At 36.8% G+C, this 12,906-nt stretch carries 13 protein-coding genes; 10 read left to right on the top strand and 3 right to left on the bottom strand.

Features of this window, described 5'->3' with window-relative positions; translation table 11 throughout:
• The first annotated feature begins 51 nt into the window (after positions 1 to 51).
• The 4 genes from IGK54_RS09540 (at position 52) to holA (ending at position 4,740) form a co-directional block, all read left to right on the top strand.
• On the top strand, positions 52 to 729 hold the full coding sequence (locus IGK54_RS09540) for a helix-hairpin-helix domain-containing protein (RefSeq protein ID WP_185938053.1): 678 nt from the start codon (positions 52 to 54) through the stop codon (positions 727 to 729).
• A 122-nt stretch (positions 730 to 851) separates the two neighbouring features.
• On the top strand, positions 852 to 1,355 hold the full coding sequence (locus tag IGK54_RS09535) for a ComE operon protein 2 (protein ID WP_002356697.1): 504 nt from the start codon (positions 852 to 854) through the stop codon (positions 1,353 to 1,355).
• A gap of 34 nt (positions 1,356 to 1,389) precedes the next feature.
• Positions 1,390 to 3,654 carry a DNA internalization-related competence protein ComEC/Rec2 gene (locus IGK54_RS09530; protein WP_185938055.1) on the top strand — a complete coding sequence of 755 codons (2,265 nt, stop codon included), beginning with the start codon at positions 1,390 to 1,392 and terminating at the stop codon, positions 3,652 to 3,654.
• A gap of 57 nt (positions 3,655 to 3,711) precedes the next feature.
• Positions 3,712 to 4,740, top strand: coding sequence for a DNA polymerase III subunit delta (holA, locus tag IGK54_RS09525; RefSeq protein WP_142957028.1), 1,029 nt, complete (start codon positions 3,712 to 3,714; stop codon positions 4,738 to 4,740).
• A gap of 51 nt (positions 4,741 to 4,791) precedes the next feature.
• Here the strand turns inward: holA and IGK54_RS09520 are convergent, their stop codons facing one another.
• Positions 4,792 to 5,733 (bottom strand): ketopantoate reductase family protein, encoded by a 942-nt coding sequence (locus IGK54_RS09520; protein WP_142957027.1) that lies wholly within the window; start codon positions 5,731 to 5,733, stop codon positions 4,792 to 4,794.
• Positions 5,734 to 5,901: 168 nt separating this feature from the next.
• Here IGK54_RS09520 and IGK54_RS09515 point away from each other — a divergent pair, with 168 nt between their 5' ends.
• Positions 5,902 to 6,459, top strand: a complete 558-nt coding sequence (locus tag IGK54_RS09515; RefSeq protein ID WP_174078498.1) for an acyl-CoA thioesterase — start codon at positions 5,902 to 5,904, stop codon at positions 6,457 to 6,459.
• A gap of 86 nt (positions 6,460 to 6,545) precedes the next feature.
• On the opposite strand, the gene rpsT is transcribed toward IGK54_RS09515, so the two are convergent.
• A complete protein-coding gene (rpsT, locus tag IGK54_RS09510) occupies positions 6,546 to 6,797 on the bottom strand; it encodes a 30S ribosomal protein S20 (RefSeq protein ID WP_002356703.1) in 252 nt (83 codons plus the stop codon).
• Positions 6,798 to 7,007: 210 nt separating this feature from the next.
• Here rpsT and IGK54_RS09505 point away from each other — a divergent pair, with 210 nt between their 5' ends.
• The 4 genes from IGK54_RS09505 to IGK54_RS09490 all read left to right on the top strand — a co-directional run bounded on the left by IGK54_RS09505 (position 7,008) and on the right by IGK54_RS09490 (position 11,314).
• Positions 7,008 to 8,042, top strand: a complete 1,035-nt coding sequence (locus IGK54_RS09505; RefSeq protein WP_002356704.1) for an inorganic phosphate transporter — start codon at positions 7,008 to 7,010, stop codon at positions 8,040 to 8,042.
• 12 nt (positions 8,043 to 8,054) lie between these two features.
• Entirely contained in the window at positions 8,055 to 8,678 is a 624-nt protein-coding gene (locus tag IGK54_RS09500) for a DUF47 domain-containing protein (protein ID WP_142957026.1), read from the top strand.
• 18 nt (positions 8,679 to 8,696) lie between these two features.
• Positions 8,697 to 9,482 carry a ChbG/HpnK family deacetylase gene (locus IGK54_RS09495; RefSeq protein ID WP_142957025.1) on the top strand — a complete coding sequence of 262 codons (786 nt, stop codon included), beginning with the start codon at positions 8,697 to 8,699 and terminating at the stop codon, positions 9,480 to 9,482.
• Positions 9,483 to 9,613: 131 nt separating this feature from the next.
• The gene (locus IGK54_RS09490; protein ID WP_430602928.1) at positions 9,614 to 11,314 is read left to right on the top strand and encodes an IS1182 family transposase; all 1,701 of its coding nucleotides are present in this window, start codon (positions 9,614 to 9,616) and stop codon (positions 11,312 to 11,314) included.
• Here the strand turns inward: IGK54_RS09490 and IGK54_RS09485 are convergent.
• Positions 11,296 to 12,126, bottom strand: a complete 831-nt coding sequence (locus tag IGK54_RS09485; RefSeq protein WP_002356708.1) for an undecaprenyl-diphosphate phosphatase — start codon at positions 12,124 to 12,126, stop codon at positions 11,296 to 11,298. The genes IGK54_RS09490 and IGK54_RS09485 overlap by 19 nt on opposite strands.
• A gap of 115 nt (positions 12,127 to 12,241) precedes the next feature.
• On the opposite strand from IGK54_RS09485, the gene IGK54_RS09480 reads away from it, so the two are divergent.
• Positions 12,242 to 12,802, top strand: a complete 561-nt coding sequence (locus IGK54_RS09480) for a PTS sugar transporter subunit IIA (protein WP_002397141.1) — start codon at positions 12,242 to 12,244, stop codon at positions 12,800 to 12,802.
• Positions 12,803 to 12,906 lie beyond the last annotated feature (104 nt).

Below are 12,906 nucleotides of genomic sequence, written 5' to 3'. Positions count from 1 at the left end.
GGCCAAAAATTACTAGTGATTTTTGGTCCAGGCGCATTTTTTTGTTAAAAAATGCGTAATTATATTTTGAAGGGAGGACAAACGATGGATTGGTTGAAACAGTTACCCAAAAAGTGGCTATTGCTAGGTAGTGGCGCGTCTATAGTTATTTTGATAACTCTATTAGTGGGCATTTATTTGATGGTTAATAAGGAGCCACGAGTAGACACCACAATGTGGGAGGAGACAAGTCTGACCACTACGGCAGAGGTCGCCACAGATGCCACAAAAGAAAGGGCAGAAACAATGATCTATGTTGATATTAAAGGCGCAGTGAAAGTACCAGGAATCTATCAACTAAAAAATCAGCAGCGGATTTGGGATGCTTTAGCTTTAGCTGGAGGTGTTAGCGAGGAAGCAGATACCGTTCAGGTCAATTACGCTCAAAAAGTAAAAGATCAAATGATTATTTACGTGCCCAAAAAAGGAGAAGCAGTGGCACAGTCATTAGAAACGCTGCAGGAATCAGCACCTGCTCAGCAAAATCAGGAGGAAAAAATCAACCTTAATACGGCAACAGAAGCAGAGCTACAAACGATTTCAGGAATCGGTGCGAAAAAAGCACAAGAGATTATTCGCTTTCGTGACGAACAAGGACCGTTTAAAACCGTCGAGGAACTGAAAAATGTTCCAGGTATTGGAGAGAAAACAGTAGAACGTTTAAAAGACATGTTGACAGTGACTGGCTAACTTTTAACAGAAAATTCCTGAGAATTCTTGACTATGGGATGCGGATAACATACTATTTGTAATAAGATTAAATGATTTGGCAAATCGAACACAGGAGTCATTAAAAATAAAGGAGGTTTATTATGGAACGAATTCCATGGGACCAATATTTTATGGGACAAAGCGTCTTATTATCATTAAGAAGTACTTGCACACGGTTAACTGTCGGAGCAACCATTGTTCGCGACAAACGAATTATTGCAGGAGGTTACAATGGTTCAGTCAGTGGCGGAACGCATTGTATTGATGAAGGATGTTATGTTGTTGATAATCATTGCGTTCGAACAATCCACGCAGAAATGAATGCAATTTTACAATGTGCGAAGTTTGGCGTCCCTACAGAAGGGGCAGAAATTTATGTGACACATTTCCCTTGCCTGCAATGTACAAAGATGATTTTACAAGCAGGGATTAAAAAGATTTATTATTTAAAGGATTACCGTAATGATGCGTACGCCCTAAATTTAATTGAACAAGTAGGAGCCACGGTTGAAAAAGTGACTTTAGTACCAAAATATTTTGCCGAATTACAATGGGGAGAAGAATTTGCCACACTTGAGGACAATCCTTCCTCAGCTGAGGAATAATTGGTTCTTCATAGCTCTGCTGACTAGTTGTGGGCTGTGGTGTTTTTTCGCACCTAGTCTATTAGGAGCTCTTCTTTTTTCTATCACTGTTATCCGTATTGTCTGTACAAAAAGTTTTCCTGTTATATTGGGAGGTTTTTTGTGCAGTTTTTTAATAGTAGGGGGCATATTGATTTTCCAGTGGTTAAAGCCAGTCTCTTTGTTGCCTAAAGAAGTCCGCTTATCAGGACAGCTAACGATATTACCAGATGAAATACAAGTAGATGGCGATCAAGTGAAAATTCCTGCTAATTGGATCGTAAAAGGCAAAAGTCAGAAAGTGATGGCATTTTATCAATTAAAAAGTGTGAAAGAAAAACAGCAATGGCAACAACTAGCCACAACCATTCAGGCAACCGCTGTAGGTATTTTAGACTCGCCCCAAGGTCAAACCAACAAAAATGGCTTCAATTATCAACTATTTTTAAAGAATCAAGGAATAGAAGCTATTTTATTCGTTGAGGAGATAGGACAACCGCGTTCCTTTTTTTCTTGGCGGTTTAAAGAAATCATTAGCGGCTGGCGGAAATGGGCGATGGTACATATTCAGAAAAATTTTGGTGATACTAGTGCAATGTACATGAATGCGTTGCTTTTAGGTTTTCGTAATGAAGAATTTGCTGAAATAAGTGATAAATTTTCAGCATTAGGCATTTTGCATCTTTTTAGTTTGTCAGGGATGCATGTTTCTTTTTTCCTTCGTTTATTTCGCTTGCTAATGCTAAGAATTGCTCGCCGAACGCAAGAAAGTTATTTTTTGTGGCAATGCGGTTTTTCACTGATATATGCTGGTTTAACAGGATTCTCAGTCAGTGTCATGCGGGCGCTTTTACAAACAAACCTCAATACGTTCAATCGACGGTTTAATTGGCAGGTACCGGCCCTCGATTGTTGGAGTTTAACTCTCTTAGTGCACTTGATTGTTCAGCCAACCCTCTTTTTTTCAGTCGGCGGTCAATTTAGTTACTTACTTTCCTTTGTTCTGCTGTTTTTAGAGCAAACATTGGTTGGTTATTCTTCGCCTTTCATTAAAAATTGTTTAGGCTCTTTCCTATTGGCTGTGGCTTCCTTACCTATTTTAGTCCAATCATTTTATGAATGGCCCTTGTTAGGAAGTTTCTTAACATTTCTCTTGTTACCAATTTTTGAACGGTTCTTGTTACCGCTTTTGACGTTGAGCTTTTTTCTAGTGATTATTATGCCAGCACGTTATTTAGCAGCCTTGCTCGAACCACTATTTTTAACAATGAATGGCTTATTTGAGTGGGTGCTAGTTCACTTAAATCCGAAGCTGACCATCGGCTATTTAAATGCTTGGATACAAATTAGTTTGCTATTACTAGTCGGACTTTCAATGATTTATTTAGCAGACAAGTCTAAAAAAATTTTTTTCTCAATCGGACTACTAATTGTTTTGATAAATAGTAAATACCTTTTGCCAATTGGCATTGTTGCAATGATCGATGTAGGCCAAGGGGATAGTTTGTTTATCCAAGCGCCTTTTCACAGAAAAAATACACTAATCGATACAGGTGGTCGGTTGTCTTTTGACAAAGAAGCTTGGCGGCAACGGAAAAATAGTCGATCAGGAGCGGAATATTCAGTGATTCCTTTTCTCAAAAGTCAAGGAGTCAAACGTTTAGATGAAGTGATCATCACACACGCACATGAAGACCATTTTGGCGATTTATTAGCCATTGCGCAGAAGGTTCCAATTTCTGTTCTTTATTTTCCTAAAGGAGCAGCTGAAGCCAATTTTTCGTTTCGCCAAGTCTTGAAACAACTCCAAAAAAGCGGGACAGACTGTCGGCCGATTTTAGCGCCCAAGCGAATTAATGGGCCCGTTTCTTTTCAAATTTTATCACCAAATAAGAGCAGTATTGGGGGCAATAATGACTCGATAGTGTTTTCCACACAATTAGGCGGACGGCATTTTTTATTTACTGGTGACTTGGAAGCCGAAGGAGAAGAACAAGTGTTGGCTCGCTATCCCCAGTTGAAAATCGACATCTTGAAAGTCGGTCATCATGGTAGTAAAACGTCGTCTACTAAAAGATTTATCAAACAGCTTAATCCGCGAGAAGCATTGATTTCAGCTGGACTGAATAATCGTTTTAAACATCCTCATCAGGAGACATTAGCGACGCTGGAGGAGCAAAAAATAAATTATTATCGGACCGATCTTCAAGGAATGATTTATTATCAATGGTTACCCTGGCAAGGGCTTTCTAAAGCCAAATTTGTTAAAGAACAAGACTAGTATTTCCAGAAGTAACATGATAGGATAAACAAGAGAAACGAGAAAAGGAGCGAGCCAATGGAGTTACAAAAAGCTTTGAAAGAAGTGCGAGAGCAAAAAATCGCTCCAGTTTATTTATTAATAGGAACAGAACTTTATTTAACTGAATTATTTAAAACAACATTGATGAAAGAATTGTTGACGGAAGAGGATGATCAATTTAACTTTTTCTCATTTGATATGGAGGAAACACCTTTAAGTGCAGCGATTGCTGAAGCGGAAACAATTCCGTTTTTTGGTGATTATCGCCTTGTCTTTGTGGAAAATCCTTACTTTTTAACTGCCGAAAGAAAAACAAACGGTGTGGAACATGATGTCAATCTTTTATTGAATTATTTGGAAAGTCCATCACCAACAACTGTTCTTGTTTTTATGGCCTCATATGAAAAATTAGATGAACGCAAAAAAGTTACCAAAGCATTGAAAAAAAATGCCACAGTGGTTGACGTCAATCCAATGGATGAAAAGGCTATTCGTCAGTACATTTCTCAAACGATTGAGAGCGAAGGGTACACTATTCGCTCCGATGCTTTTGATTTATTACTTCAATTGACAGACTTGAACTTATCAAAAATTATGGGAGAATTACAGAAGCTGTATTTATATGCCCTTGAAACGAAGACAATTACACGAGGTGCGGTTCAAGAATTAGTCCCTAAGTCTTTGGAACATAATGTTTTTGACTTAATCAACGAAGTACTTTCTGGAAACAGTGAAAAAGCTGTTCAATTGTATGAAGATTTACTTTTACAAGGAGAAGAAACCATTAAGTTAAATGCAATCTTATTGAATCAGATTCGCCTTTTTCTACAAACAAAAATTTTGGCTAAGATGGGCTATCAACAAGCGAATATCGCTGATACATTAAAGGTTCATCCTTATCGAGTCAAGTTAGCGTTACAACAAGTCCGACGATTTGAATTGTCTCGATTAGAAAGACTTTATGATGAATTAGTTGAAAATGATTACCGCATGAAAACGGGCCAAATGGATAAAGAATTACTATTCCAATTATTTATTTTAAAATTGACTGCGCAAGCAAAATAAGAAAGTGCCAGAGACAATCGTCATACAACGATTGTCTCTGGCACTTTCTTATTATTTAGCTCCTAATAGTTCTTCTTTTCCGTGAACAAGCTGTGTCAACATGGCACAGAAAGGTGTTGCTACGTTGTATTTTTGTCCTTTGCGCCAAACAGCACCATTAATGTAATCAATTTCTGTGAGACGATGATTTTTAATTAAATCTTGATACATAGACGGATAGTGCAAGCCAATACCGTTTGGATCATAAGTTTGAGCAATATGTGTATAGACTTCTGCTTGATCTAAATGAATGGCTTCTTTTTCTGCGACTGCTGCAAATTCACTGATTAATGTTTTAACAAGGGATTCACTAACAGATAGTGCACCAAATTCGGCAATATTACAATCAAGGATTGTACACAAACCGTTTAGCGTGCCATTGACACAGGCTTTCCGCCAAATAGAGTAGCGAACATTGCTACTATAGCTTGGATTTAAACTAGCTTGTTGGAAGACATCAACGACTTCTAAAGCAAATTCTTTACCAGAAGGATCAATATTTTCTAATTCAATTTCGCCATCACCTAAAAGTTTAACACGTCCCGGTCCTTCTAAACCAGCTGTCCACATGGTAATGCCAACCAAGATGTTTTCTTTTGGTACATATTTTTCTAGTACATCTTCATGACCTAAGCCATTTAATAAACATAGTACATATGTTTTTTCGGTAATCATTGGTTGAATCGCTTTAAACATTGCATCTAATTGTTGTGCTTTGGTTAAAGCGATAATTAAATCTACTTGTTCATTTTGATGGTCAATTTCTTCTGGTGAGAAGATTGGTAGTTTTGCGACAACTTCTTCTCCATTAAAATCAGCGATTAAACCATTTTTACGAATGGCTTCAATGTGCGCGGGCCATTGATCGATTAAAGTTACATCATTTCCGCCTTGATGCAACATAATTCCTAAACGGCTGCCCATAGCGCCGGCACCAGCAATTGCAATTTTCATGTGTATCCATCTCCTTAAAAGTTCTTTAACCGTTATTATTATACAGCAACTTTCTTAAAAATGAATAAATGGGACTTGCAAATTTGTTATTTTTTAAATGTTTCCTAAAAAGTAAGGATTGCATCAAATGGTAAAGTAAGCTAAAGTAAAGCGTGGAAAAGTTTATAAATGAAAGTAGAGGAATCGTTAATGACGAAAGAAAAATTTTGTCGAGAATCACGAGTGATTCAAACACATCGTGTATTTCCCTTTGATTTAAATCCCTTTGGTGCACTATTTGGTGGGAAATTAATGTCTTTAATTGATGACGCCGCATCCATTTCCGTTTCACGACATTGTCGGAGAGGGGCAGTTACAGCATCTTTAGATAACTTGAATTTTTTAAAACCTTTAAAAGAAAATCACTCAGTGTGTGTTGAAACGTTTGTTTCTGGCGTGCATCATAAATCGATGGAAGTATTTGTTAAAGTTGTAGGAGAAGATTTAACAACTGGAGAGCGTTATTTAGCGGCGACTTGTTTTACAACTTTTGTAGCCATTCCGTCTCATATGAATCCTGAAAGTGACTTCCAATTAGCGACAGTCGTCCCAGAAACTGCAGAAGAAAAGTTGATTTGTTCCAATTATGAAACGAGACGACAACAACGTTTAGCTTTGCGAGAAGAGACTAAATTATTTAGTCAACATCTCACAACAGATTTACCGTGGATTGATTCACCTTTATAAAAAAATGTCCGAGTCTTTGTGAAAACAGACTTGGACATTTTTTGATGAAAAAAGAAGCTAACATGAATGCTAACTTCTATCTCACATTATTTAGCTAATTTGCTTAAACGAATTTTATCGCGGTTAGCTTTGTTTTTATGGATTAAACCTTTAGTTGCAGCCATATCAACAGCTTTAACAGCTTCGTTGTATAAAGCATCGACGTTATCAGCTCCAGCAGCTACAGCTTCTTCAAATTTCTTGATTGCTGTACGCATTGCGTTTGTTTGAGATGAATTTTTCGCATTCGCGTTAGCACTTGTACGTACGCGTTTGATTGCAGATTCGATATTTGGCATTTGTTTCACCTCCGATGATTTAGGTTTTACACTGGTCAGCCAATGTAATTCAACAGTAATCATTATACCTAATCCATTGTTCCATTGCAATAAAAGACGACAAGTTTTTTTCCTTAACAGACAATTTCAAGAAAAAAATAAGAAAATTTGCCAGAGCCTTAAGAAAAAAGCATACATTTTTTTTAAAACATGCTATGATAAAATAGATAAATGAAAAATGGTGGTGTCTTTGTGAGTATTGCATTATTGGTAACGATTACTTTGGTAATGGGTGTAATTTTTGTTAACGGTTGGACGGATGCGCCGAACGCAATTGCAACCGCTGTCTCGACTCGGGTGTTAAAACCGAATGTCGCAATTTGGATGGCTGTTGTGATGAACTTTTTAGGTGCATTAGTCATGACCTTTTTTAATGCCCAAGTAGCTGAAACGATTAGCAACATTGTTAGTTTTGACGCAAATGGAAACGCTTCACAGGTGGCTTTGGCTGCTTCGCTTTTTTCAATTGTGGTTTGGGCAGTTGCTGCGTGGTATTTTGGTATTCCCACAAGTGAAAGCCATGCGTTAATTGCCGGCTTGACTGGTTCGGCAATGGCATTAGGTGGTTTGGGTGCAGTCAATGGCTCGGAATGGATCAAAGTGCTTGTTGGTCTAGTTGTTTCTACCGTTATGGGCTTTGGCGGCGGTTATTTGATTGCCAAACTTGTTGTGAAAGCTTTCTCGGCTGTGCCTAGAAGAAAAGCCAACAAATTTTTTACAGTTGGGCAAGCCTTTGGTGCAGGAGCTAATGCTTTTTTACATGGTGCGCAAGATGGGCAAAAATTTATGGGCGTGTTCATGTTAGTGCTTTTTTATAATAATTTAGTCGAAAAAACAGGTGGCGGTTTTGTGATTCCGTTATGGGTTATGGTTCTGTGTTCCATTACAATGGGCATTGGAACTTCTGTGGGCGGTATGAGAATCATTAAATCAGTTGGGATGGATATGGTAAAACTTGAACGCTATCAAGGCTTCACTGCAGATTTAAGCACGGCTATTTGTTTATTTTTAGCATCGGCTTTTGGGATTCCGGTTTCAACTACTCATACAAAAACAACAGCGATTATGGGAGTAGGTGCTTCTAAGCGAATCTCAAGTGTTGACTGGCGTATCGTGAAAGAAATGCTGATAGCATGGATTTTAACTTTCCCAGGATGTGGGCTGATCGCTTATGTGATGTCAAAATTATTTATTGCAATTTTTTAAGGAGAGAAAAACATGGCACGTAAAAAACAATTTGATTATTTTGGAGAATTAAACCAGTTAGCAACAAATGCTTATGAAGCGGCAAAGGTTTTGCAAGAAATTGTAGACAATTATTCATTAGAAAACTTAGTAAAAAAATCAGAAGTGATTCATCAATTGGAAAAAGAGAATGATGAAATTGTTCGCAAAATTTTAAATGAACTCTATATTTCCTTTATTACGCCGATTGATCGAGAAGATATTGTCGATATTACGGATCACTTAGATAACATTATCGATAGCATTAATAGTTTGTCTTATTTACTTGATCATTTAGTTGTCGAAGAAATGATTGCGCCCGTGCTAGAATTAACTGCTTATATTGTTAAAGCGACAGAAGGCGTTAAATCAGCAACGAAGGAATTTGCAAAATTTAAGAATTCTAAAACGTTAGTTTCATTGATTGATGAAGTGAATACGATTGAATCTCAAGGCGATAAATTATACAGTAGCGCCATGAAAGATTTGATGACTAACGAAAAAGATTTATTGAAAGTTATCAAGTGGAAAGATGTTTATGATCAGCTTGAGCGCACGATTAATGATTGTGAATCAGCTGTTAATATTATTGTCGGAATTGTCATCAAAAATACGTAAAGAAAAGAGGGGGAGCTGTTGGTTAAAGTAATTGTTGATGCTGATGATTTTGGGATGTCAGAAGCGATTAATCATGGCATTATCAAAAGTTATGTCGATGGTTTAACGACGTCGACACTTTTGATGCCCAATTTACCAACAGCAGAACATGCCGTTGCGTTAGCAAAAAATTATCCAGGCTTATTTGTAGGTCAGCATACGAATTTTTTACTAGGGAAACCTTGTGCGGACTCATGTATGATTCCTTCACTGGTAGATGAACAAGGCAATTTTCATCGCTCTTCTTATTATCGTCAACAAAAACAAGTAACCTTCGTATATGAAGAAGTACGACTTGAAACGATTGCGCAATTGACGCGCTTTAAGGAACTAACTGGACATTATCCTGAACATTTTGATTGCCATTCGATTGGTGATGAAGTGGTTGATCAAGTATTTTTAGAATTAGCAGAAGAGTACGGACTTCATACAACCCTGAAATATAGTGGGGAAAAAGAATATCCACCGCAACAAGGTTATTTCCAGGTGACACATTTGTTAGAGTCTGGGGCGTTATCTTATATTCACGAAGGCGTATCAGTGGAGAATTTTTTAAAAGATGACTTTGGTTTATTACGGATGCCGGAATCGGCAATTGCTGAGATGCATTTTGATGTTGGGTATTTGGATCAATTTGTTTTAGACAATTCTTCATATACCACTTTACGCTGCAAAGAATTAGCAACGATTTGTGATCCTCGTGTTCGTCAGTGGTTTGAAGAACAGGGGATTGAGCGAATAACGTTTGGCGATTTAAAAAAATAAAAGAGAATGGGACAATAATCAGAAAAAAATCTGATTATTGCCCCATTTTTTTAATTTCAAAGTACACAAAAAGCACTCATTCCTGTAAGATTAAAGTGACGAAACCCAATCAGAAAGGAAGCGAGTGCTTTATGTTTAAAAATTATACCATCAATCAAACAACTTTACCATTAGATATGGAACAATATATTCCTGAAACAGATGTCGCTTTTGCGGTTAATGCTTTAGTCGAAGCCATGCCACAAACACTCTTTCTTAAATTAGAAGAACAACTAGGCCGACCGGCCTACCACCCCAAAATGATGTTAAAAATTATTTTATATGCTTATACGCAACGTGTTTTTTCAGGTCGTAAAATTGAATTTCTATTAGATGACAGTTATCGTATGCGTTGGCTAGCTAACCACGAACAAGTCAGTTACCGGACCATCAATCGCTTCCGAAGTCAGGAAACAACTGCTCACCTTTTAGCAGAAGCCTTTGTCTTATTCCGCCGTCAATTAATCACCAATCAGGTAATTGACAATGAAGCGCTATTTATTGATGGTACAAAAATCGAAGCGGATGCCAATAAATTCAGTTTTGTCTGGCGCAAAGCAACAAATCGGTATGAAGCTGCTTTGGATAAACAATCAAACGAATTCTATCAAACCCTTTATAAAGAAGAAATCTTGCCTTCTTTAAAAGAAGAAAACCAAAGTGATAGATTGACAAGCACCCAATTGGAAGAAATCGCGCAGCACTTGGAAACAGAGTTGGTGGCGACAGAAGAACAACTACAAAAGGAAAAGAAGAAAGAAAAACAAAGCCAATTAAAGAAAAAAAGAAGAACCTACAAAAAGTATCTACGCAAAATCCAAGCGGATTATTTACCAAGAAAACAAAGATATGAAACCTATAACCGCCTTTTTCAAGAGCGAAATAGTTTTTCTAAAACAGATACAGATGCCACATTTATGCGGATGAAAGACGATTATATGCGCAATGGTCAACTAAAGCCAGGCTACAATTTACAAATCGCAACAGAAAATCAATATGTCCTAGCGTATGATCTGTTCCCGAATCCAACAGATACAAAAACTTTAAATCCATTTTTAGACAGCTTTTTGGAACAACACAACGAATTACCCGAGTATATTGTAGCGGATGCCGGCTATGGAAGTGAAGAAAATTATACGTATATCAACGATGTCTTGCATAAAACGCCATTAATCACCTATGCTAGTTATCATAAAGAAAATAAAAAGACCTATAGAAACAGTCCTTTTATGGTTGATAACTGGCGCTATTTGGAAAAAGAAGATACATATATTTGTCCTGCCCATCGGGCAGTTCCCTTCAAGCGATATAGTCGAAGAAAAGATAAAGGCGGATTTGTCCGTGACTTCAAAATTTATGAATGTGAAAATTGTCGAGATTGTCCTGTTCGTAGTCAATGTACGAAGGCAAAAAGTGAGCAAAACCGACAAATTTTAGTGAATAATACATGGCGCTATTTCAAAGCCGAATGTAAAAAGAAGCTTTTAGAGGAAAAAACAGGTTCGATTTATCGGAAACGGAAAATCGATGTCGAACCAGTGTTCGGCCACCTAAAGGCTCATTTGGCGTTCCAACGTTTCCACTTACGAGGGAAACAAGGAGCCAAGATTGACATTGGCTTGGCGCTCATGGCATTAAATTTAAGAAAATTAGGGAAATATATGGAGAAAAAACAACGTAAAAATGAAAAACCAAGTCCGATTTTGAAAGTAATCATCAAAATCGGACTTGGTTTCTTTTGGAGAAAGGACTATTGTCCCACTCTCTTTTATTTTTATGAGAATAACCAGTAGCCAATTAAAATCGCACCTAAAATTACACGATACCAACCGAAAACTGTAAAATCGTTTTTCTTCAAGTAATTCAATAAGAATTTAATCGCAATGATGGAAACAACGAAGGCAACAATAGAGCCAGTTAATAAAATAATGATTTCTTCTGATCCAAACGTATTTCCTTTGGCCAAGAATTTAAAGATTTTTAAAAAACTTGCTCCAAACATTACTGGAATTCCTAAGAAAAATGAAAACTCTGTTGCAACAAAACGTGAGGCCCCAATTAAGATTGCCCCTAAAATGGTCGCTCCTGAACGTGAAGTTCCTGGAATTAATGCCAGTACTTGGAAAGCACCAACGATTAAAGCGGCTTTATAAGTGAAGTCTTTTAGATTAGTACACTTCGGTGCAACATTTTTATTTCGTTTTTCAATGATAATAAAAGCAATCCCATAAACAATTAACATAATCGATACTGTTAAAAAGTTATAAAAATGTGCATCTAAATAATCATCAAATTTTAGACCAATAACTGCCGCTGGTAAACAAGCGACTAAGACTTTAGACCAAAGAATCCAAGTATCTTTTTTCTCTTCGCCATTTTTCTTCGGTGAGAAAGGATTCAATTTGTGGAAGTATAAAATAACAACCGCCATAATCGCTCCCAATTGGATAACGACGTTGAACATTTCCATAAAATCTTTACTTAGATCGAGTTTAATAAACTCATCCACTAAAATTAAATGTCCGGTACTACTAATTGGAAGCCACTCGGTAATTCCTTCGATAATACCAAGAATAATTGCTTTCCATAGGTTAGCAAAAAGCATGTCACCATTCCTTTCTGAAATAAATGCAAAATACATCAAGTATAAGTATACCCGCTGACAAAGTAAATGCCAATGCAAATTCTTATTTTAAAATAAATTTTAGAATTATACAAAGGTGCCACTTGTAATTCATGAAACTTTTTTCTATACTAGTGATACTTTAAAAAATGGGGGAAGAGAAATGTTTGGATTTTTGAAGAAAAAGAATGAAGTTATCGAAAATAATACAATGTATGCCGTTGCCAATGGAACCGTTATCCCAATTAGTGAAGTGAATGATCCTGTTTTTTCACAAAAAATGATGGGAGATGGCTACGCAGTAGTTCCAGAAAATGGTGAAATTTATGCACCTATTGAAGGAGAAGTTTTAAGCGTTTTCCAAACAAAACATGCCATTGGTTTAAAAATGACAAACGGTCTTGAAATTTTATTACACATGGGTATCGATACGGTAGAGTTAAACGGGGCACCGTTCACTATTAAAGTGAAAGAAGGCGACCAAGTGACTGCAGATACAGTGGTCGCAATTGCTGATTTAGAAGCAATTAAAGCAGCTGGTAAGGGAACTGAAATGGTTGTCATTATTACCAACATGGATAAAGTAGCACAATTTTCGTTAGAGAAAACTGGCGTGGTTACAGCTGGTACACCAGTTGGCTCTGCCACAGCCAATTAATGCATTAGACAGATATTTCTATAAAGGAATATCTGTTTTTTTTTTTTGAACAGGAATAAAATTTTATTTTGGAATTAAAAAATATTTAGAAAAATAGTTGAAAT

This window comes from Enterococcus sp. DIV2384 (genome assembly GCF_050534975.1).
In the GTDB taxonomy this organism is placed as follows: domain Bacteria; phylum Bacillota; class Bacilli; order Lactobacillales; family Enterococcaceae; genus Enterococcus; species Enterococcus faecalis.
Note: the sequence above shows the minus strand (reverse complement) of the source record. Positions and strands in the feature narration are given on the sequence as shown.

What these genes read in the sequence shown, in the direction of transcription:
- IGK54_RS09540 (WP_185938053.1), top strand. Translation starts at nt 52, where the DNA reads ATGCGTAATTATATTTTGAAGGGAGGACAAACGATGGATTGGTTGAAA.
- IGK54_RS09535 (WP_002356697.1), top strand. Translation starts at nt 852, where the DNA reads ATGGAACGAATTCCATGGGACCAATATTTTATGGGACAAAGCGTCTTA.
- holA (WP_142957028.1), top strand. Translation starts at nt 3,712, where the DNA reads ATGGAGTTACAAAAAGCTTTGAAAGAAGTGCGAGAGCAAAAAATCGCT.
- IGK54_RS09520 (WP_142957027.1), bottom strand. Translation starts at nt 5,733, where the DNA reads ATGAAAATTGCAATTGCTGGTGCCGGCGCTATGGGCAGCCGTTTAGGA.
- IGK54_RS09515 (WP_174078498.1), top strand. Translation starts at nt 5,902, where the DNA reads ATGAAAGTAGAGGAATCGTTAATGACGAAAGAAAAATTTTGTCGAGAA.
- rpsT (WP_002356703.1), bottom strand. Translation starts at nt 6,797, where the DNA reads ATGCCAAATATCGAATCTGCAATCAAACGCGTACGTACAAGTGCTAAC.
- IGK54_RS09505 (WP_002356704.1), top strand. Translation starts at nt 7,008, where the DNA reads ATGAAAAATGGTGGTGTCTTTGTGAGTATTGCATTATTGGTAACGATT.
- IGK54_RS09500 (WP_142957026.1), top strand. Translation starts at nt 8,055, where the DNA reads ATGGCACGTAAAAAACAATTTGATTATTTTGGAGAATTAAACCAGTTA.
- IGK54_RS09490 (WP_430602928.1), top strand. Translation starts at nt 9,614, where the DNA reads ATGTTTAAAAATTATACCATCAATCAAACAACTTTACCATTAGATATG.
- IGK54_RS09485 (WP_002356708.1), bottom strand. Translation starts at nt 12,126, where the DNA reads ATGCTTTTTGCTAACCTATGGAAAGCAATTATTCTTGGTATTATCGAA.